Annotated in this window: 19 protein-coding genes, 1 tRNA gene and 1 riboswitch; of the genes, 11 read left to right on the plus strand and 9 right to left on the minus strand. The window is 69.5% G+C overall.

Features of this window, described 5'->3' with window-relative positions:
* Nucleotides 1–95: 95 nt before the first annotated feature.
* From AP234_RS18380 to AP234_RS18395, 4 genes are all read right to left on the minus strand, one after another.
* Nucleotides 96–449, minus strand: a complete 354-nt coding sequence (locus tag AP234_RS18380) for a hypothetical protein (RefSeq protein WP_055480901.1) — start codon at nt 447–449, stop codon at nt 96–98.
* A 301-nt stretch (nt 450–750) separates the two neighbouring features.
* Complete coding sequence (locus AP234_RS18385; RefSeq protein ID WP_055480902.1) at nt 751–2,118, minus strand: cytosine permease; 1,368 nt, start codon at nt 2,116–2,118, stop codon at nt 751–753.
* Nucleotides 2,109–2,234: riboswitch (TPP riboswitch) on the minus strand. Its footprint overlaps the gene before it by 10 nt.
* Before the next feature lie 359 nt (nt 2,235–2,593).
* Entirely contained in the window at nt 2,594–2,917 is a 324-nt protein-coding gene (locus tag AP234_RS18390) for a rhodanese-like domain-containing protein (RefSeq protein WP_055480903.1), read from the minus strand.
* 143 nt (nt 2,918–3,060) lie between these two features.
* The gene (locus tag AP234_RS18395; protein WP_055480904.1) at nt 3,061–3,519 is read right to left on the minus strand and encodes a MarR family transcriptional regulator; all 459 of its coding nucleotides are present in this window, start codon (nt 3,517–3,519) and stop codon (nt 3,061–3,063) included.
* A gap of 75 nt (nt 3,520–3,594) precedes the next feature.
* On the opposite strand from AP234_RS18395, the gene AP234_RS18400 reads away from it, so the two are divergent.
* Nucleotides 3,595–3,969, plus strand: coding sequence for a cupin domain-containing protein (locus AP234_RS18400; RefSeq protein WP_055480905.1), 375 nt, complete (start codon nt 3,595–3,597; stop codon nt 3,967–3,969).
* Here the strand turns inward: AP234_RS18400 and AP234_RS18405 are convergent, their stop codons facing one another.
* Both AP234_RS18405 and AP234_RS18410 read right to left on the minus strand, forming a co-directional pair.
* On the minus strand, nt 3,970–4,848 hold the full coding sequence (locus AP234_RS18405; RefSeq protein ID WP_055480906.1) for a DNA-formamidopyrimidine glycosylase family protein: 879 nt from the start codon (nt 4,846–4,848) through the stop codon (nt 3,970–3,972). It lies immediately after the preceding gene.
* Between the two features lie 28 nt (nt 4,849–4,876).
* Nucleotides 4,877–5,485 (minus strand): TenA family protein, encoded by a 609-nt coding sequence (locus tag AP234_RS18410; RefSeq protein WP_055480907.1) that lies wholly within the window; start codon nt 5,483–5,485, stop codon nt 4,877–4,879.
* Nucleotides 5,486–5,549: 64 nt separating this feature from the next.
* Between AP234_RS18410 and AP234_RS38715 the strand changes: the two genes are divergently transcribed.
* Complete coding sequence (locus AP234_RS38715) at nt 5,550–5,681, plus strand: GPP34 family phosphoprotein (protein WP_235558234.1); 132 nt, start codon at nt 5,550–5,552, stop codon at nt 5,679–5,681.
* A gap of 31 nt (nt 5,682–5,712) precedes the next feature.
* Here the strand turns inward: AP234_RS38715 and AP234_RS18415 are convergent, their stop codons facing one another.
* A complete protein-coding gene (locus AP234_RS18415; protein WP_235558235.1) occupies nt 5,713–7,029 on the minus strand; it encodes an LCP family protein in 1,317 nt (438 codons plus the stop codon).
* Nucleotides 7,030–7,373: 344 nt separating this feature from the next.
* Between AP234_RS18415 and AP234_RS18420 the strand changes: the two genes are divergently transcribed.
* From AP234_RS18420 to AP234_RS18430, 3 genes are all read left to right on the plus strand, one after another.
* A complete protein-coding gene (locus AP234_RS18420) occupies nt 7,374–9,089 on the plus strand; it encodes an AMP-binding protein (protein WP_055480908.1) in 1,716 nt (571 codons plus the stop codon).
* Between the two features lie 165 nt (nt 9,090–9,254).
* Nucleotides 9,255–10,730: a hemolysin family protein gene (locus tag AP234_RS18425; protein ID WP_083502217.1), complete on the plus strand. Its 1,476-nt coding sequence runs from the start codon at nt 9,255–9,257 to the stop codon at nt 10,728–10,730.
* Nucleotides 10,727–11,734: a CNNM domain-containing protein gene (locus AP234_RS18430; protein WP_055480909.1), complete on the plus strand. Its 1,008-nt coding sequence runs from the start codon at nt 10,727–10,729 to the stop codon at nt 11,732–11,734. The genes AP234_RS18425 and AP234_RS18430 overlap by 4 nt, the downstream gene beginning before the upstream one ends.
* On the opposite strand, the gene AP234_RS18435 is transcribed toward AP234_RS18430, so the two are convergent.
* Nucleotides 11,700–13,058: an MFS transporter gene (locus AP234_RS18435; RefSeq protein ID WP_063842980.1), complete on the minus strand. Its 1,359-nt coding sequence runs from the start codon at nt 13,056–13,058 to the stop codon at nt 11,700–11,702. The two genes, AP234_RS18430 and AP234_RS18435, sit on opposite strands and share 35 nt — an antisense overlap.
* Nucleotides 13,059–13,599: 541 nt before the next feature.
* Nucleotides 13,600–13,685: transfer RNA gene (locus tag AP234_RS18440), tRNA-Leu, on the minus strand.
* Between the two features lie 178 nt (nt 13,686–13,863).
* Between AP234_RS18440 and AP234_RS18445 the strand changes: the two genes are divergently transcribed.
* The 6 genes from AP234_RS18445 to AP234_RS18470 are packed head-to-tail and all read left to right on the plus strand — an operon-like array spanning nt 13,864 to nt 20,740.
* Nucleotides 13,864–14,604 carry an FhaA domain-containing protein gene (locus AP234_RS18445; RefSeq protein ID WP_055480910.1) on the plus strand — a complete coding sequence of 247 codons (741 nt, stop codon included), beginning with the start codon at nt 13,864–13,866 and terminating at the stop codon, nt 14,602–14,604.
* A 17-nt stretch (nt 14,605–14,621) separates the two neighbouring features.
* Nucleotides 14,622–15,092, plus strand: a complete 471-nt coding sequence (locus AP234_RS18450) for an FHA domain-containing protein FhaB/FipA (RefSeq protein ID WP_055480911.1) — start codon at nt 14,622–14,624, stop codon at nt 15,090–15,092.
* Nucleotides 15,089–16,483 carry a PP2C family serine/threonine-protein phosphatase gene (locus AP234_RS18455; RefSeq protein ID WP_083502218.1) on the plus strand — a complete coding sequence of 465 codons (1,395 nt, stop codon included), beginning with the start codon at nt 15,089–15,091 and terminating at the stop codon, nt 16,481–16,483. Before AP234_RS18450 ends, AP234_RS18455 begins: the two co-directional genes overlap by 4 nt.
* 26 nt (nt 16,484–16,509) lie before the next feature.
* Nucleotides 16,510–17,853, plus strand: a complete 1,344-nt coding sequence (locus tag AP234_RS18460) for an FtsW/RodA/SpoVE family cell cycle protein (RefSeq protein ID WP_055480912.1) — start codon at nt 16,510–16,512, stop codon at nt 17,851–17,853.
* Nucleotides 17,850–19,307, plus strand: a complete 1,458-nt coding sequence (locus tag AP234_RS18465) for a peptidoglycan D,D-transpeptidase FtsI family protein (RefSeq protein ID WP_055480913.1) — start codon at nt 17,850–17,852, stop codon at nt 19,305–19,307. Before AP234_RS18460 ends, AP234_RS18465 begins: the two co-directional genes overlap by 4 nt.
* Nucleotides 19,304–20,740, plus strand: coding sequence for a protein kinase domain-containing protein (locus AP234_RS18470; RefSeq protein ID WP_431998784.1), 1,437 nt, complete (start codon nt 19,304–19,306; stop codon nt 20,738–20,740). The genes AP234_RS18465 and AP234_RS18470 overlap by 4 nt, the downstream gene beginning before the upstream one ends.
* The last annotated feature ends 9 nt before the right edge of the window (nt 20,741–20,749 follow it).

Consider the following 20,749-nt stretch of genomic DNA (forward strand, 5'->3'; position numbering starts at 1 on the left):
ATCCTGGCCGTCTTCAAGCGGCCGGGTCCCACTCCGCTGACTCAAGCTGCCGTACCGAAATGCGGCCGCCGTGAACTAGTTAACTATGACTAGCTCTACCTGGTGTCGCCGCTCATTGCGATGGCGCCGATGCCGACCGGACATTCAGCCCTGTTGGACTGGTAGCGCCAGTAGGGGCTGCTGTTGTAGGTCTTACCGTTGTTGCACTTGACGGTTACGCGTACATCGACATTCTGTGAGCCGCAGTTGATGTGCGCCCGGCCTCGGTCGGTGTAGTCCATCCAAGCGGCGCAGCCAGGCGGGATGGCCATGATGCCGGCGTCGGAGCTGGATGAGACTGCAGCGTCGGACGACGGTAGGGGATCGGGGGTGGCTGTCGCGGGAGCCGCTGTGAAGCTGAAGGCGGCCAGCGAACAGGCCGCAGCGGCCATGGCGAGTCTGGTGCGCATGCGCGTACACTCCTCTTGTTCGAAGTCGGGTCACGGGCGGAGTTCTTTGGCAAGGGTCCCGCCCGTGGCCCTATCGGCTTGTCTCGTTCCACAGCCTGCCGGACCGATCGCCCCCTTTTCAAGATCTTGACTTGGTTATGGTCTTTAGTAAGAGGTAAGACGTTTTTCCTAACGATTAGGCGATGAGCTGGCTGAATGGTTCCCATCCCACCCTTTTGGGCGCTGGTTTCCGTCTGTCAGGGGCGGCCCGTCGCGGTTTGCCGAGAGGGCGACAAGCCCTGTGGCGGCTCCGCCTACAGGGTCACGCGGCGCTGCGGTGCTGGCGGCGGGTGATCGGGTGGAGGAGCAGCGTCACCAGGGCGGCGGCGAGGAACGCGGCGAGCGTGGCGCTCATCCACGGCTGGTGGACGAACCCGATGGCCTCGCGCACCTCCACCCAGGCGCGGTCCCACCAGCTCATCTCCTCGGGGGGCGCGGTGACGATCCAGAAGGCGACGAACCCGAGGATCCACGGGACGATCATCGACCAGCGGGCGGGCGCGTCACCGGCGGTGTTCCAGCGCGAGGCGCCCCTGAGAAGGAAGTAGTCGACCACGAGGACCGCGAACATCGGGACGAAGACCGCGCCGATCACGCTGAGGAACGCGCCGTAGGAGTTCACGTCGGCGAGCAGCGCGATCCCGATCGTGAACACCCCGATCACGACCGAGACCACCCGCCGGTCCCAGCGCGGCGCGAGGTTCTGGATGGACATCGTGGTGGAGTAGACGTTCGCGAACGACTGGTCCACCTCGCGCAGCACGAGGATGCCGAAGAACAGCCCGCCGAGCGGCGCGGCCACGAACGGGTCCCAGACCCTGTCCACGTCGTTTCCGACCAGCGCGAGCGCGGCGATGCCCAGGGCGAGGCAGGCGACCTGCGCGATGGTGTAGCCACCGACCACCCCGGTGAACGCAGCGCCGCTCGACCTGGAGTGCCGGGCGATGTCGGCGGCCATCGGCACCCAGGAGACCGACAGCGCGATCACGTAGTCGACGGCCGGCGCGAACGCCTCCCAGGAGCCGCCGTCCGCGAGCGTCGGTCCCTTGGCCACCAGCGCGACGGCCAGCCAGATCATGGAGATCACGACCCCGACCGTGACGTAGCGACGCAGCAGCCGCAGCGCCCCCAGCGGGCGGATCGTGAGCGCGATCGTGACCACCCCGGCCACGATCACCCACACGCTGTACGGCACGGCCGTACCGAAGATCGCCTGTGCGCCGATGGCGATGACCCACAGCTCGAAGGCCCCCCAGCCGAGCATCTGCACGATGTTGAGCACGGTCGGGATGTACGACAGCCGTGCCCCGAAGAGCCCCCGGAGCAGCACCATCGCCGGCTTGCCCGTCCGGGTGCCGGGGATCGCGGCCAGCCCGACCATGACAGTCCCGATCAGGCTGCCGATGACGGCGGCGAGCAGCGCCGCCGTGAGCGTCACCGGCTTGCCGCCGAGCGGGTCGAGCAGGAACAGCGCCCCGGAGAAGCCGAGAAGGCTCACGCCGAGGTTCGCCCAGAACGCCCCCTGGTCGAGCAGCCCCAGCGTCTTGGGGGCCTCCTCGTCGAGGGTCAGGGGGACCTCGGACCGCTCGGGGTCGACGAGACCATCGGGTTCGACATGGGCGGACGTCATCGCACGCTCCCTACGCCGGCATTATCCGGACAGGTTCAGGCGGTCGGCGGCACGCCTCTCGTCTCGAGGAGCCGCCCTCTCAGCCCGGTCACGCCCGAGCTCCCGCGGTTATTCAGCTGTCAAACCGGGATTATGGCATCCCTTTGTCCCAATTTGAACCTCACCCCCCTCGCGACCCCCACCGCGTGATCCCCCAACCCCACCGCGTGATCTTGCGAATACTGTCAAGCTTGCCCGTCTACCTGCACACTTCCTTGTCGTGATCTTGCAGAAACTCGCATCCATGGTGGGCTGCCTGCATGAACACCTTCCGTGATCTTGCACTGCAAGATCACGGAAGGCTCCGTTGCAGGTGGGGCGCGCTCCCTGCGAGAAAGTGCAAGATCACGAAAGGGGTTTGTGCAGGTCGTAGGACATCGCTGCAAGCTTTTGCGAGATCACGGCGAGGGTTTGGGGGGCTGATCCGTGGAGACTTCTAGGCGACGTAGGGGGGTGTGCCGGTCTCGCTGACCATGGAGCGGCCGGCGGCGGCCCATGACTGCATGCCGCCGTCGACGTTGATCGCCTTTCTGCCGATGTGGTTGAGCCACATGGCGGCCTGGGCGGACCTGCCGCCCACACGGCAGATCACATAGACCGTGTCGCCCTGGGGAAGCTCGTCGACCCGGGCCTGAAGATGGCCCAGGGGAATGTGGACGGCATGCGGCGCGTGTCCCGCCTGCCACTCGTCGATCTCGCGGACGTCCAGCAGATATGCGTTCTCGGGTACGGCGTTCGCCGCGATTTCCGGCACCATCATGCGCTCATTCTCGCCGGTCTCAGGAGATGTTCGGGCGGTGTCCCGGCGGAGACGGCGCCGGCATGTCTCCGCCGATCTCGTCACGAGCAGGTTGTCCACAGCCTGTGGATTACTTCGCGGGCTGTGGACGAGCCGGTGGGCGGCTACCAGACGGGCCGTGGCGGGGTGCGCCCGCCCGCCGAGTCCACGAGGGCGCACAGGTCCTCGTAGATCTGGTCGAGCCGGTCGGATCCGATGAGGGCCGCCCAGCGATCCTCGGTCCGGCCCCGCAGTTCGTTCGCGCGCTCGACGTACTCCTGTCCCTTCGGGGTGAGGCCGAGCGCCCGGGCTCGCCGGTCGGTCGGGTGCGGGCGGCGCGTCACGTATCCCCACTGCTCCAGCTCTTCCACGATCTTGGATGCGGCCTGCTTGGTGATGCCGAGGTGGTCGGCCAGGTCGACGGTGGTCGCGTCATCGCGGTCGAGCAGGAACTTGAACGTGTACCCATGGGCCGGACGCAGGGGGTCGCCGCCTTCCGCCTCGATCTGGGCGTGCAGATCGTCGATCATGATCCGATACGCCATCGCCATGAGCAGCGGGATCTCGCCTCGCCTGCGCTTCATCGTCAATCCCCTTGACCATATGGTCAACTTGGTTTACTTTATCGTCAGCTTGATTGACCATTTTAGGAGGTATTCATGCCCGTGGCCAAGGGGGCCGACGCGCCCGCGTTCGAGTTCGACGGAGTCACCTTCCGCCCGCTCGCCGTACCGTCCCGGGGCACCGAGGAACTCGCCGTCTGGCGGGCCGAACTGCCGCCGGGCCGGACGGGATCCGCGCACACCCTGACCCATGAGGAGGTGCTGCTCGTCATCAGGGGCACCGTGCGAGGCGTGATCGACGGGCGGACCTGTGAAGCGGGCCCCGGAGACGTCATCATCTTCCCGGCGAACACTCTCGGCCGGATCGGCAACGCCTCGGACGTGGCGCCCGCCGAGTTCGTCTGCTGCACCACTGCCGGAGTGCAGGGCCTCATCGGCGATGAGAAGATCACCCCGCCGTGGTCCGTCTGATCATTTGAGCAGCCGCGACAGGCGGCGGTCCGCGAGGGGCTTGCCACCGGTCTGACAGGTCGGGCAGTACTGCAACGCCGAGTCGGCGAACGACACCTCGCGGATCGTGTCGCCGCAGACCGGGCACGCCTGGCCCGTACGGCCGTGCACCCGCAGGCCCGACTTCTTCTCGGACTTGAGATCCTTGGCCGCCAGGCCCCTGGCCCGGCCGACCGCGTCACGGAGGGTCGTCACGATGGCCGTGTGCAGGTCCGCCACCTGGTCGTCGGTCAGCGTTGCCGCGATCTTGAACGGCGACATCCGCGCCACGTGCAGCACCTCGTCCGAGTACGCGTTGCCGATGCCGGCGATCACCTTCTGGTCGCGCAGCAGCCCCTTGATCTGGGTACGGCTCCCGCCGACGATCGAGGCGAGCGTCTCGACGGTGAAGTCGTCGGCGAGGGGGTCCGGGCCGAGGCTCGCTATCCCCGGCACCTCATCCGGATTTCTCACCACATAGACGGCCAGCCGTTTCTGGGTGCCCGCCTCGGTGAGCTCGAATCCCGGGGCCCGGCCGTCCTCGGCGGGCGAGAGCCGTACCCGCACCGCGAGCGGACCCTTGCCGGGGCGCACCGGTTTCGCGCCCGTGAGGTCGTCGCGCCAGCGCAGCCAGCCGCCCCGGGCGAGATGCGTGACGAGGTGCAGCCCGTCGCAGTCGAGGTCGAGGAACTTGCCGTGGCGGCCCGCCCCGGTGACGGTCAGGCCGCCCAGCGCCGTGACGGGCGGGTCGACGGTCTTCAGCGCCTGGAACGCCACCACGTCCACACCCACGACGGCGTGTCCGACGGCATGCTCGCGCAGGAACTCGGCAAGGGCCTCGACCTCGGGCAGCTCCGGCATGTGTCCACGGTAACCCGAGGGGGTCCGCCTACACGGGAACGTCCCAGAAGGCGAGCTCGTGGTTCATGGCCTGGACGAACAGCTCCTTGGTCCGCTCCGGCTCGGGTTCGATCTCGTCGATCATCTCCGCGATGCGTACGGCCAGTGCCGCGAAGCCGGGATCGGCGTAGGTGTCCACCCACCGCTTGTAGCGCGGCTCGGCGGGCGGGTTCTCGGCGAGGATCCGGCCGAGGGTGGAATATCCCCAGGCGCAGGGGTAGAGCGCGGCCAGGCCCTCGGCGTAGTTCGCCGCCGACTCCAGCAGGAACGACGTGTAGGCGACGCAGGCCGGCCCCTTCTTCGCGCCTTCGAGATCCGCGCCGAATTCGGCGGACAACGAACGGTGCAGGTCGAGCTCGTCGTGCCAGGTCGAGTACGCGAGATCGACGAGGTCGCCGAGGTGGTTGTCCGGAGCCTGCCAGGCCAGCCGGGAGAAGACCCGCACGTAGTCGAGCAGATACAGGTAGTCCTGCTCCAGCCAGGACCGGAACACCGGCTCGGGCAGGTCACCTGCCGCGATGCCGCGTACGGTCGGGTGGGCGAGCTGGGCGTCGAGCATCGGCCGCCCGATGGCATGAAGTTCCGCAGAGATCCCCATAAGCCCCATTGTGGCCGCACGGTGCGATGACCCGGACATTAGGCTCCATCGTGCGACGCGAACGTTGACGATCGCGGAGGAAGTCCTCCTGCCGGCCTACCGTGACGACACCGGTAGGCCGCTGGTCGGTTCGGTGGAGCTCGACGCCGCGGTGGCGGGGGCCGTCCTCGCCCGGTCCAGGCGGCCGTCACGGTAGCGGTGATCGCCGGCGCGACGGTCGCCCGGTCTCACTTGGTGATGACGTCCTTGGGGACGGGCTTGTCCTCCGCAAGGGCGTTGAACAGGCGCAGCGCCTTCTCCCTGTCCCACTTCACCACCGCGGCGCCGTTGATCGTCGGCAGTGACCCGATCGGGACCGCCGTGGTGATCGGGCCCTCCCGCATGGCCAGGCCGACCGACAGCAGGTCGAACAGGCCGGTGCCGGAGTCGACCTCGACCGAGTCGGCCGCGCTCAGCCCGAGCGGCACCGAGGTGAACGGGTTCAGCAGCGTGCCGGGGGACGCGGCCTTCTGCACCACGGCGGAGAAGAACTGGCGCTGGCGCTGGGTGCGGTCGAAGTCGGGGATGGCCCCCGTCGCCCGCGTCCGGACGTAGCCGAGCGCGGTGCCGCCGTCCATGTCCTGGCAGCCCTTCTTCAGGTTGATGCCGGCCTTCGGGTCCTTGATGTTCTGCTTCACGCAGATGTTGACCCCGCCGATGGCGTCGACGATGCCGACGAAGCCCCCGAAGCCGATCTCCATGTAGTGGTCGATCCGGATGCCGGTGACCCGTTCGACGGTCCTCGTCAGCAGCTCCGGCCCGCCGAAGGCGTACGCCGCGTTGAGCTTGTCGCTGCCGTGACCCTCGATGGGGACGTACGAGTCGCGGGGCAGGCTGACCAGGGTCGGCCGGCCGCTCTCCGGGATGTGGAGCAGCATCATCGTGTCGGTCCGCTTGCCGACGGCCTTGCCGGTGGCGAGCTTCCTGCGCTGCGCCTTCGTCAGACCGGCCCGGCTGTCGGAGCCGACCAGCAGCCAGTCCTGCCCGGGGGTCTCGGCGGGCCGCCCGCTGTAGTCGGTGAGCGCCTCGGTGTGCTTGAGCCGGCCGCCGATCCAGAAGTACAGGCCGATGGCGGCGACGATCAGGAGGACGAGCAGGGCGGCCACGATCCTGAAGATGATCTTCCCTATCGGCCGGCGCCGTCCGCCGTCACGCGCACGCTGATCGTCGTGACCGCCACCTCCACGGCCACCGCCACCGCCACCGCTACCACCGCCACCGTCGCCACCGTCGCCACCGAGTGGCCGTACCGGTGCCTGGCCGGACCGGGGCTTGCCGTACACCTTGGACCTGATCCTCGGGATCGTGTTGTCCCGGCGCTCCTGGCGGTCGTGACGGAGATCACCCGGTGGTCCCGGCGCGGGAAACGCCGAACGCGCGGGGGGCGTCGGCGCGGGGGACGGCTGCCAGGCGGGCGGCCGACCGGCCGCCGCGGGCGGGGGCGTCCCCGGCTGCCGCCGGATCGCCCGGGTCGCCTCGTCGTCCTCGGCCAATGTGACTCCCACGCTCGCACCCGAACGGCATCGTGCCGCCCGCCCCCGGCTTTGTCCTGCCTTTACGGTAACGCCATCGCCCGCAAAGTAGGTGCGTCGTCGTCAGCGGCCGATAAAACCACGATGGTCTTGACGATCCGCCACGAGCGCGAATGAATATGGGCAGATTGGACAGACCGGTTTCCTCGAACAGGCTCTGCGATTCGCCCCGGGCACGGGGCCGCGGCAGCGCCGACCGGTCCGTGCACACCGCCGATCCCGGTTCCGATCGGGATCTCGCCCCTCCCTTCTTCGATGTCGGCTCCCCGGCGAATGGACATGAGACATCACCGGCAAAGAAACAGAGGAGTTCCAACGTGCCGCAGACGACCAATACCGCCGCCTTCCGCGACGCCCGTGACCTGCTGCTGCGGCTCGGCGGCGACCATCACGGGGCCGTGACGGAGTTCGCCTGGCCCGTCTTCGAGGGAGAGACGTTCAACTGGGCCGTGGACTGGTTCGACGCGATCGCCAGGGGCAACGACCGGACGGCGCTGTGGATCGTCGAGGAGGACGGCGCCGAGCGGAGATACTCCTTCGACGAGATGGCCCACCGCTCCGACCAGGTGGCGGCCTGGCTGGCCGGTCTCGGAGTGGGCAGGGGCGACAGGGTGCTGCTGATGCTCGGCAACCAGGTCGAGCTGTGGGAGTCGATGCTGGCCATCATGAAGCTCGGCGCGGTCATCATGCCGACGACCACCGCCAGCGGCGGCGCCGATCTCGCCGACCGGGTCCACCGGGGCGAGGCGCGGTACGTCATCGCCAACGCGGCCGACGCCGGGAAGTTCGAGTCCGTCGCCGGCGACTACGTCCGCATCCGCGTCGGCGGCGAAGGCCCGGCGGGCTGGCACCGCTATCGGGGCGCGTACGCGATCGACGCCCCGGGCGCGTTCGAGGCGCGTACGGCACCGGACGACACGCTGCTGCTCTACTTCACCTCGGGCACGACGAGCAGGCCCAAGCTCGTACGGCACACGCAGGTGTCCTATCCGGTCGGGCACCTGACCACGATGTACTTCCTCGGCCTGCGTCCCGGGGACGTACACCTCAACATCAGCTCGCCCGGCTGGGCCAAACACGCGTGGAGCTCCTTCTTCGCGCCGTGGAACGCCGAGGCGACGATCTTCATTTACAACTACTCGCGGTTCGACGCCGCCGCGCTGCTCGAACGGATCCGCCAGGCGGAGATCACATCGGTCTGCGCTCCGCCGACGGTGTGGCGGATGCTGATCCAGACCGACCTGTCGGGCGGACCGGGCAAGCTGCGGGAGGCGCTCGCCGCCGGCGAGCCGCTGAACCCCGAGGTGATCTCGCAGGTGGAGCGGGCCTGGGGGCTGACCATCCGCGACGGGTACGGCCAGACCGAGACGACGGCCCTGGTCGGCAACACGCCCGGTTCGCCGATCAAGCCGGGTTCGATGGGCCGCCCGCTGCCCGGCGTCCCCGTCGTGCTCGTCGATCCGGTCACCGGGCGGCCCGCCGACGAGGGCGAGATCTGCCTGGACCTGTCCCGGCGCCCGACCAACCTGATGACCGGCTATCTCGGCGACCCGGAGCGCCAGGCCGAGGTGACGTCCGGCGGCTACTACCACACCGGCGACGTGGCCACCCGTGACGCCGACGGTCACATCACCTTCATCGGCCGTACGGACGACGTCTTCAAGGCGTCCGACTACAAGATCTCGCCGTTCGAACTGGAAAGCGTGCTCATAGAGCATCCGGCGGTGGCCGAGGCCGCCGTCGTGCCGGCCCCCGACCCGATCCGCCTCGCGGTGCCGAAGGCGTACGTGGCCCTGGCCTCCGGCTGGGAGCCCGATCGCGAGACCGCGCTGGCGATCCTGCGTCACGCCAGGGAGAACCTCGCCCCCTACCAGCGGGTACGGCGGCTCGAGTTCTACGCGCTGCCCAAGACGATCTCCGGCAAGATCCGCCGCGTCGAGCTGCGCACCAGGGAGGAGGCCGCGGCGGCCGCCGGCGCGGCAGTGCCGGGCCGCGAATGGCGGGACGACCAGTTCCCCGAGCTGAGGGGGTGATCGATGATCGGAATGCCATGACCGGTGACGGGGAAACCAACCGGGGGTGCCGAGCCGTTACGGTTATGTACCACCACACGAAAGGAATGACGTGTCCGCTCCGGACTCCTGGAGTACCGGCCCGTGCCTCGGCACGGGATCACGACTCCACCCGGCGGGTGCTCGATGAGCGCCGCCGCGGGCCTATTGGCCGTACTTCTTCTGACCGTCGCCACCGGATTCTTCGTCGCGCAGGAGTTCGCCTTCGTCGCGGCGGACCGTACGGCACTGCGCGAGCAGACCGCGGCCGGTGACACCGCTGCCAGGCGCGCTCTCGACGTCACCGGCCGTCTGTCGTTCATGCTCTCCGGCGCCCAGCTCGGCATCACCGTCACCACGCTGCTGGTGGGCTTCATCGCCGAGCCGGCCATCGCCGACCTGCTGCGCGACCCGCTGGAGCGCATGGGAGTGCCCGCCGCCGCCGTGCCCGGCATCGCCGTGGCCCTGGGCATCGTGATCGCCACGGTGGTCCAGATGATCCTCGGCGAGCTGGCCCCCAAGAACCTGGGCATCGCCCGCCCGGAATCCGTCGCCCGATTCCTGGCCGGCCCGACGCTCGTCTACCTCAAGGTCGCCGGGCCGTTGATCCGCCTGTTCGACTCCGCCGCGACCCGGCTGGTCCGGCTGGTGGGCATCGAGCCCGTCGAGGAGCTCGAACACGGCGCGACCCCCGAGGAGCTGTCCCGCATCGTGGCGGAGTCGGCCGCGGCGGGCGAGTTGCCGCCCCGGCTGGCCGACCTGCTGGAGCGTGCGCTGGAGTTCGGCGACCGCACCGCCGAGGACGTGATGGTCCCGCGCCCCCGCGTGGTGTCGCTGCGCGCCGGGCAGCCCGTCGGGGAGTTCCTCGAGGCCCTGCGCACCCACGGCCACTCGCGTTACCCCGTGCTCGGCGCCGACACCGGCGAGGTCGTCGGCATCACCGGCATTCCCGAGTATCTGCACGCGGGCTCGCCCCGCGAGGGGATGATCGGCGGCATCACCCGGGCCCCCGTGCTCGTCCCGGCCATGCTGCCGCTGCCCGCGCTGCTGAAGCGGATGGCCGAGTCGGGCGAGACGTTCGCCTGCGTCATCGACGAGTACGGCGGGCTGGCCGGCGTGGTCACGATCGAGGACCTCGCCGAAGAACTGGTCGGCGAGCTGGTGGACGAGAACGACCCCGAGCCCCTCGGCGTGGTCGCACGCGACGACGGGAGCTGGGAGGTGCCGGGCACCCTCCGCCTCGACGAGGTCGAGCGGGCCACCGGCGTACGCCTTCCGGAGAGCGACGACTACGAGACGATCGCCGGGCTGGTGCTCGCCGTCCTGGGCCGCATGGCCGAGCCCGGCGACGAGGTGGGCACCGAGGTGCTGCCGGAGGCCGACCCGTTCGCCGACGACGAGGCCGGCGCGCGGCGGGCCGTGCTCACGGTCCTGGGCGTGCGCCGCCGGGTCCCCGAATGGGTACGGCTGACGCTGCGCGACAGTGGCCACGGCGAGTCCGACGAGCCCGGAGAGGCCGGGAAGGCGGAGGAGTTCCGTACGGGCGACGAGCCCGGAAGGCGGGATTTCTCCCGGAAGCGACAGGCCTCCCGTAGGAGCCTGCTGCGGGAGAGCACGGCATGAGCGGCAATCTGAGCGCGATCCTGCTCGGGGTGTTCCTGCTGATCGCCAACGGGCTCTTCGTCGCCGCGGAGTTCGCCCTCGTCTCGACCAAGCGGCACCGGCTGGAGGAGCTCGCCCTCTCCGGGGGACGGCTGGCCCGGGCCGCCGCACGCGCGGCGGCGCGCGGCAGCCGTGAGCTGTCGCTCATGCTCGCGGGCGCCCAGCTCGGCATCACGCTGTGTTCGCTGGGGCTCGGCATGGTCGCGGAGCCCGCCCTCGAGCATCTGCTCGAGCCGGTGCTCGTGCTGCTGCCCGAGTCGCTGCGCACCCCCACGGCGTTCGTCGCGGCGCTCGCACTCGTGACGTTCCTGCACATGGTCGTCGGCGAGATGGCGCCGAAGTCGCTCGCGCTGACCCACCCCGAGCGGGCGGCGATGGGGCTGGCCCTGCCGTTCCGCGGGTTCACGTGGGTCGTGCGGCCCATCCTCGCCGTGCTGAACGGCCTGACCAACGAGACGCTGCGACTGTTCGGCGTACGGCCACGCGACGAGCTCGCCACCACCCGCACCCCGCACCAGCTCGCCCTGCTGGTGGCGGAATCCGGCCGGATGGGCATGCTGGACCGGGACGAGCACGACCTGCTCACCCGTGCGCTGCGGGTCCAGTCACAGCCGGTCGAACGGCTCATGCTGCCGCTCGACCAGGTCCCCTCGGTGCCCGCGGGCGCCGACGACCGGATGGTGCGGGAGACCGCGGTCCGCGGTGACACACGCCGCATGCTGGTGGTCTCCGGCGAGGACGTGCTCGGCGTGCTGCACGTGCGGGACGTGCTCCTCCGGCCGGACCGCCGCCCGGAGGAGATGGCGACCTCGGCGCCCCGCGTGGCGGAGGGCACCACGCTCCCCGACGCGGTGACCGTGCTCCAGGAGGCGCACGCGCAGCTGGGCCTGGTCACCGATGCGTCGGGCCGGGTCGTCGGGGTGATCGATCTCACGACCCTGCTCGGGGAGCTTCTGGCCGTGTGAGCGTCTCTCCGGTCCGATCGGCGGACCCGCGGTCGGCCGGAGCGGCGGCACGTGCAGTGGCGCATGTGGCGGCACGCGTGGCGGCCGGCGTGACGGCCGAGGCGGCGAGGGCGATCACGCCGGCCAGGGCGAACGCCGTACCGAACCCGGTGTGGGTGATGAGCGCGCCGAGCGCGGGCGGCGTGCCCGCCGCCACGAGGTTCTGGACGGTGTTCTGCACGCCCATCGCCCGACCGGCCCACGACGAGCCGGCGAGCTCGGAGACGGCCGTGAAGGCCAGCCCGTTGCCGCTCATCGAGATCACCAGCGCGGCGATCAACAGTGCCGGGGCCACCACGCCGCCCAACCGGGTGGCCTGGGCGTGTACGGCCAGCGCCAGGCAGATCATGGCCGCGGCGTTGACCAGCGCGAGCTGTCGCATGGGCCGGACCCGGCTGCCCACCCGGTCGGACCAGCGACCGCACAGCAGCCGTCCACCGGCCCCGGCGAACTGGGCGACCGTGATCAGGCCGCTCGCGGTGGCGGCCGGCCAGTTCCGCTCGGCGACCAGGTAGGTCAGCGCGAACGCCGCCGTGGCGAACTGCGGGACGACGAGCAGCATGCTCGCCGCGTGCACCCGCCACAGCGCCGGATTTCCGTACGGCGACGCGTTCCCCGGTCTCCTGCCGGGCGTGCCGGCGGACCGGGCGACCGCGACCGGGCGGGGCGGATCGACGATCAGGAAGCCCGCGCAGAGGGTCATGACGAGGCAGATGGCGGCCATCGCGAGCAGCGCGCCACGAACGCCTCCGATGTGGACGGCGAGCGGAGTGACCACCCCGGCGACGGCGACGCCGAGCGGCTGGGAGCACTGCCGCCATCCCATCGCCACCCCGCGCCGCTCCTTCGGGAACCAGCCGAGGACGACCCGGCCGCTCGCCACGTTCGTCGCGGCGCCCGCGGCGCCGGCCACGCCGAGCAGCGCCGCCAGCGCGCCGGGGCCGGTCGAGAACGCCGCGGGCACGAGCAGCACCGTGGCCAGGCCGAGGCCCACGGTCATCACGAGGCGTTCGCCGTACCTGTCGGCGATCCACCCCCACGCGACGAGCGTGAACAGCATGCCGGCAGAGGGCGCCCCGACGACGACGCCGGCCTGGGCGAGGGACAGGCCCTGCTCCGACTGGAACGTGGGCAGCAGGAACGGCAGGCCGTACATGAAGACGCACGCGGAGCCCTGGCCGGCCACGCCGAGGGCGAGCATCAGCCATGGATTCGGTCGTGCACCGGAAATCACGCCCCGCCGTGCGCGGCCGGACTTCGCGAAGGACTCCCCGACTCGATCCATATCCCGCACCATACGCCCATCTCTCATTTCAAGACAGATAATTCCGAATGGCGAGACAGTTGGGCATCGTGACAGTCGGCGGCAGAAATCCCCCGCGACCAACCCCATGTGGTGATCTTGCGAATACTCGCAGGTTCGGGTGCTGGTCAGGGAGGACACCTCTCGTGATCTTGGAGAAACTCGCATCCATGGGCGCTGACCTGGGTGGACCGTCTTGGTGATCTTGCAATGGAGTTCCAACTGCAAGATGGTCATCGGTATTTCCGCGGTTCAGCCGCCCGAACCACGAATCTGCAAGATCACGAAGGGTGAGAGGGCAGGTCAGAGGCCATCTCTGCGAGAAACTGCAAGATCACGGCGGGGGGAGGGGGGATGTCGCGGGAGAACACGCGTGGGTGGGACCTCCTCGCCCACGCCGCGTCAGCCGGGGCGTCCCCCGAGGGGACCGAAATCGATCCAGGGAGCGGTGCCGATTCCCGGAGGAGAAAAAGAGAAAGCCTCGTGGGGGAAGCTCTGCTTCCGACCGTACGAGGCTGCCTTCTGGTGGGCAAGGGGGGAGTTGAACCCCCACGTCCTCTCGGACACACGGACCTGAACCGTGCGCGTCTGCCATTCCGCCACTTGCCCGTCGCGGTTGCCCCCCAGTTGCTGGGTTGCGTGGAAAGGTTAGCACGTAACCGCCCGTGGTACCGAACCCGGATACGATCCTTCCTAAGGGACGTCGGCGACGGGCAGCATTTGTCAGAACATGACCTACGCAGCACCGGAGCGGTCGCGACCAACAGTGAGTGGAGGGAGGTATCCGGTGGGAGTCCTTCAGCGCTTCGAGCGAAGGCTCGAAGGGTTGGTTGAAGGGGCCTTTGCGCGCGCGTTCAAGTCCGATCTCCAGCCGGTCGAGGTGGCCAGCGCCGTACAGAGGGAGATGGACGAGCGGGCCGCGATCGTCGCTCAGGGTCGCACGCTCGTGCCTAACGACTTCGTGGTGGAGCTCTCGATCACCGACAGTGAGCGGCTGGAGGTGTACGCCGACAGCCTGAGTCACGAGTTGGCGAACCTTGCCCGGGAGTACGCGAAGGAGCAGGGATACTCGTTCGTGGGACCGGTCCGAGTGCGGTTCGAAACCGCCGACGATCTCGCGGTCGGACTGTTCCGGATCAGGTCGGGCGTCATCCGGGGGGCGACGGTCGAGCAGGACGAGATCCGCCAGCCGGTGAGCGACCTGCCCGCGAGTCGGCCGAGCGCGTTCGTGGGGCGCCCTCGCCTGCTGGTCTCCACCCAGGATGATCCGCAGGGGCAGCGGTCCTACGAGCTGACCACGCCGGTGACCCTGCTCGGGCGCGGCACCGATTGCGATCTTCGGCTCGTGGATCCGGGCGTGTCACGGCATCATGCGGAGTTAAGGGTGGAGGGGCAGCAGGTTGTGCTCGTCGACCTGGGGTCCACGAACGGTACCTTCGTCAACGGCCAGCCGATCCGCAGGATCGAAATGCAGGACGGGACGAGGGTGACACTGGGTCGAACGACTCTGGTGTTCCGGCGAGATTAGAGGTAGACAAGCGGTCCATGTCCGAGCTAACGCTGCTGCTGATCCGGCTCGCCTTCCTGGCGTTGCTGTGGTTCTTCGTGATTGCCGCGGTCGGCGTCATCCGGACAGACCTGTTCGGCCCGCGTACGGCTCCCGCGTCCGCACGGAAGCCGGCCAAGCAGGCCAGGCCCATGCCGAAGCCCAAGCAGAAGAAGGGCGAACCCCGCCAACTGATCGTCACTGGTGGCCCCCTGCAAGGGACCATCATCAACCTTACGGAGATGCCCATCACCATAGGCCGGGCGAACGACGCCACGCTGGTCCTCAGCGACGACTACGCCTCCAGCCGGCACGCCCGGTTGTTTCCCCAGGACGGCCAGTGGATCCTTGAAGATCTCGGATCGACCAACGGCACGTACCTTGAACGCTCTAAAGTGACCCGCCCGACCCCGGTGCCCCTCGGAGTTCCGATCCGCATCGGCAAAACCGTCATCGAATTGCGCAAATGACAATCGCACTCCGCTACGCCGCTCGCTCGGACGTCGGTCTCCTCCGTGAGGGGAACGAGGACTCGGCGTATGCCAGCGGCCGCCTGCTCGCCGTCGCCGACGGCATGGGCGGGCATGCCCACGGTGAGGTGGCCAGTTCGGTCGCCATCGCCGCAATATCGTCCCTGGACCGCGGCGCGGATCACGGGGACGCCTTCGGCGGTGACCTGCTCGGCGACATCGAGGCGGCGGTCCGGGACGCCAACCATCAGCTACACGCGATGGTGGCCCGGGACCCGACCCTCAAGGGCATGGGCACCACCCTTACCGCGATGCTCTGGCAGGGTTCCCGCTTCGCGCTCGTCCACGTGGGGGACTCCCGCGCGTACATGCTGCGTGGTGACGAGCTCTTCCAGATCACGCACGACCACACGCTCGTCCAGTCCCTGGTGGACGACGGCCGCATCACCCAGGAGGAGGCGGCCAACCACCCGCAGCGCTCGATTCTCCTCCGGGCGCTCGACGGGAGCGGTGAGGTCGACCCCGACCTGCAGGACCGGGAGGCCCAGGTGGGCGACCGGTACCTGCTCTGCTCCGACGGCCTGTCCACGGTCGTGAGCGCCGAGACCCTGCACCACACGCTCACGACGGTCGAAGACCCAGAAGACGTCGTGCGGCAGCTCATCGACCTCGCCAACCGGGGCGGCGGACCGGACAACATCACCTGCGTGGTCGCGGATGTGATCGACGTGGGCGACGCGCCGCCGCCCGCAGCCGCCGCCGCGATCGTGGGCGCGGCCGGTTCCGGCCGGGGGTTCGGACCGGCTTCGACGGGAGGTGAACCCGCCCCGGGGGCGATGGCCGCCACCGCGCCGCAACCCGTGATCACGGACGAGGACCTCGACGACGAACCCGTGCGGGGGAGCAGATCCTCCGCACGGCGGTCCAGGGGAGGGGGCTCGGGGAAGCGCAGATCCTGGCTGCGGCCGGCCACGGCGGTCGTGGTCGTCGCCGCGGTGGTGGGCGGCGGTGGCTACTTCGGCTACCAGTGGACCCAGAGTCAGTACTACGTCGGCGCCAGCGGAGACGAGCTGGTGGTCTTCCAGGGCGTCGACGTCGAACTCGGGTCGGTCTCGTTCAAGAAGGTCGCCTACACCGAGCAGGACGCCCGCGTCTCCGCCCTCGCCCCCGTGCTCCAGGACCAGGTGCGCAGCGGCATCCCCGTGGACGACCTCCAGGCGGGCATCGCCCGGATAAAGAGCTTCAACTCCGCTGACGGCGCCAAGCAGAACGCCGAGAAGCAGGACACCCCCGGACAGGACGAGACCCCCGGACAGGACGACACCCCCGGACAGGACACCGTCAACCAGGACGTCGCGACGACCCCGACCTCCGCGAGGTCCGGTCCGTGAGTGCTGTCGAAGCCACGCCCGTACCGATGACCGCGAAACGGCGCGGCGCCCAGCTCGGGATGCTCGCCTTCGCCGTACTCATCGTGATGGGCGCCTACGCGAGCGTCGGTCTCGGACTCGACGGCGAGATCCCGTCGGGCATGCTCACGTACGGCCTCGGCCTCGGCGGGCTGATGCTCGCCGCCTACCTGGTGCTCGCGAAGTTCGCGCCGTGGGCCGACCCCCTTCTGCTTCCCCTCGTGACGCTGGTCAACGGCCTCGGGCTGGTCATGATCTACCGGATCGAGCAGACCGGTCAGGACGGGGCGAACGCCACCAACCAGCTCATGTGGACGGCGCTCGGCGTCGTGATGTTCGCCGCGACCGTGATCGTGCTGAAGGACCATCGCATCCTTCAGCGCTTCACGTACACCGCCGGCTTCGCCGGCCTCGTGCTGCTCGTGCTGCCGGTGCTGCCGCTCCTCGGCACGGAGATCAACGGCTCCCGCATCTGGATCCACATCGGCGGCTTCTCCATCCAGCCAGGTGAGTTCGCCAAGCTCGCCCTCGTGGTCTTCTTCGCCGGCTACCTCGTCGCCAAGCGAGACGTGCTGGCCCTGGCCGGGCGCCGGCTGCTGTTCATCGACCTCCCGCGCGCCCGCGACCTCGGCCCAGTGCTCATCACCTGGGCGGTGAGCATCGTCGTCCTCATCCTGGAGAAGGACCTCGGGACGTCGCTGCTGCTGTTCGGCACGTTCATCGCGATGCTCTACATCGCGACCCAGCGCACCTCGTGGGTGCTCATCGGGATCCTGCTCTTCGTCGGCGGCGCCCTCCTGGCCGGGCAGGTCTTCAGCCACGTCCAGGTCCGCTTCCGCGGCTGGCTGGACGCCGAGTCGAACGACCTCTACTTCGACGGGGTCAGCTACCAGCTCATGGAGGGCCTGTTCGCCATGGGCTCCGGTGGCATCCTCGGCACCGGGCTCGGCATGGGGCATCCGCGCCGGATCCCGTTCTCCTTCTCGGACTTCATCTTCGCGGCCACGGGGGAGGAGCTGGGCCTCACCGGTCTGATGGCCCTGCTCATGGTGTACGCGCTGATCGTCGAGCGAGGGCTGCGTACGGCCCTGGCCTCCCGTGACCCGTTCTCCAAGCTGCTGGCGGGCGGGCTGTCGTTCATCCTGGCCTGGCAGCTGTTCATCATCGTCGGCGGTGTGACGCGGCTGATCCCGCTGACCGGCCTGGTGACGCCGTTCATGTCGGCCGGCGGGTCGGCGCTGCTGGCCAACTGGATACTGATCGCGTTGCTGGTACGGATGTCCGACGCGGCCAGACGCCCCCCACCGCAGGCGATCCAGGACGAGGGACTCACCCAGGTGATGCAGCGATGAACGGCACGCTCAAGCGGATCGCGGTGGCCTGCCTGCTCATGTTCGGCCTGCTCATGGCCAACGTGACCTACCTGGGCGCGGTGAAGGCCGAGGGGTTGCGGAAGGATCCGCGCAACGTCCGGGCCTTCTTGGCCCGCTACAACGTCGACCGCGGGTGGATCACCGCGAACGACGGGAAGGTCACGCTGGCCAAGACCGTCGACACCGGGAGCAAGGATTTCCGGTTCGCCAGGGAGTATCCGGAAGGAAAGGCGTTCGCGCACGTCGTCGGGTTCTTCGCGCCGGAGAGCTCGTCCGGCATCGAGGGCGCCGAGGGCCGCTATCTCGACGGCAGTCACCCGGACATGGTCGTACGCCGCGCCGTCGACATGATCAGCGGCAAACCGGCCAAGGGCGCCAGCGTCGACCTGACCCTGAACGCCGAGGCACAGAAGATCGCCTACAAGGATCTGGCGGGCACCGGCAAACGGGGCGCCGTCGTGGCGCTGAACCCGCAGACCGGGGCGATCCTCACCATGGTCTCCGTGCCGTCCTACGACCCGAACCCGCTCGCCCTGGCGGACAAGTCGAAGGTCAACGACGCCTACCGGAAGCTGGACAAGGACAAGGACAAGCCGCTGCTCAACCGGGCCATCGATCTGACCTACGCGCCCGGCTCCACCTTCAAGGCCATCACGGCCGCCGCCTACCTGGAGGACGACAGCTCCCGGGACGAGAACACGATGCTCGACGCGCCGGACGCGCTGCCGCTGCCGGGGACCAATCTCCAGCTGCGCAACTACCACGGCGAGTCCTGCGGCGGACGCGCGACGCTGCTCGCGGCGCTGACGATCTCGTGCAACACGCCCTTCGCCCAGATGGGCATGGATCTCGGCTACGACAAGATGAAGGAGCAGGCCGAGAGGTTCGGCATCGGCAAGCCCCTGGAGATCCCGCTGATGGTGCAGCCGAGCGACATCGGCCCTGAGGAGGACAAGGCCGCGCTGGCCATGACCTCGATCGGCCAGCGCAGCAACCAGATGACGCCGCTGCAGATGGCCATGGTGGCCGCCGGCATCGCCAACGGGGGCACGGTCATGAAGCCGTACCTGGTGAACAAGATCCTCGGACCGGACGGCAGCGAGATCGACGTCACCCGGCCCAAGGAGCTGAGCGAGGCCGTCAGCCCCGAGGTCGCCGCCGAGCTGACCAAGATGATGATCAACGTGGTCCAGAGCGGCACCGGAAACAGGGCCCAGGTTCCCGGCGTCACCATCGCGGGCAAGACGGGCACGGCGGAGACCGAGAAGAACAAGCCCTCCCACGCCTGGTTCATCGCGTTCGACGCCGACGAGGACCCGCAGGTCGCCGTGGCGGTCTTCATCGAGGCCGGCAGCGCGGGGAACGACGCCACCGGCGGTGTGATCGCGGCGCCCATCGCGCGTGACGTCATGCAGGCGGTGCTCGGCCGGTGACCTCAGCGGACTCGATGCTCAGCGGACGTTACCGCCTGACCTCTCCGATCGCCGCCGGGGGGATGGGAGAGGTCTGGCGGGCCGTCGACGAGTTGCTGGGCCGTGAGGTCGCGGTGAAGCTGCTGCGCAGCCATGTCGCGGCCGACCCGTCGTTTCGCGACAGGTTCCGCGCCGAGGCGCGGATCACGGCGGGGCTGGCCGACCCCGGCATCGCCCAGGTCTTCGACTACGGCGAGTCGAACGGCGACGCCTACCTCGTCATGGAGCTGGTGATAGGTGAGCCGCTGTCGGCGATCCTGGCCAGGCACGGGGCGCTCGACCCGCAGGTCGCGCTCGACGTGGTCGAGCAGACCGCCAGGGGGCTTTACGCGGCGCACCGGGCCGGGGTCATCCACCGCGACATCAAGCCGGGGAACCTGCTCGTCACCGAGGACGGGCAGGTGAAGATCACCGACTTCGGCATCGCCCGCGCCCTGGAGGCGGCGCCGCTGACCCGGACCGGGATCGTGCTCGGCACGGCGCAGTACGTCAGCCCCGAGCAGGCGTCGGGCAGCTCGCTCACGCCGGCCTCCGACATCTACTCGCTGGGCGTCGTCGCCTACGAGTGCCTGGCGGGACGCCCCCCGTTCGCCGCCGAGACCCAGGTCGCACTCGCGATCAAGCACATCAACGAACCGCCGCCGCCGCTGCCCGCCGCCGTGCCGCACCCGGTGCGCGCGCTCGTCCTCGACATGCTGGCCAAGCAGCCCGGCCTGCGGCCCGCCAGCGGTCCAGACCTGATGAACCGCGTGGCGGCCCTGCGTGAGGCGCCGGCGGGTACGGTCACCGCCCTCCACACGCTGACCGACCCGGACGGCTTCCCCATGCGGGGCGTCCGTACGGCGACGGCCCCGACACCGGTCATGCCGGGCAGGCCGGCCGAGATGGCGCCGACGGCCCCGCACACGGCGTCCATGGCCGGTCGTACGCGCCCGGCGGCGGGGCGAGCGGTGCGGAACGGGGCCGGACGTCGCCGCCGGGTGACGGCGATCGGGGCCGCGGCGGGCTGTGCGGCGGCCGTTGCGGTGGGCGGAGTGCTGGCGCTCAGCACGACCGGGTCCGAGACGCCGACGGTGCCGGTGGGAACGCCGAGCCGGTCCCCGGTCGCGCCCTCGCCCTCGTTCTCGCCCTCGGCACGGGCGACCATTCCGGCCACCCGTCCGACGACACCGAAGACGACCCATCCGGTTACTCCGGTGGCGTCGGCCGAGCCGAGCGCCGTTCCGTCAGCTACCGTAAGCACGTCGGCACCACCCACCCAGCAGCCCTCGCCGGCTCCGTCTTCGTCCCCTACCCCTTCTCCGACGCCCACCCCGACCCCCGCGCCCAGTGAGTCTCCGGCCCCCTCGGTCAGCCCGACCGACACGGGACCTCCGGATGAGGTGGGCACGTGAGAATAAGGG

It is taken from the genome of Sphaerimonospora mesophila, assembly GCF_001417795.1.
GTDB lineage: Bacteria > Actinomycetota > Actinomycetes > Streptosporangiales > Streptosporangiaceae > Sphaerimonospora > Sphaerimonospora mesophila.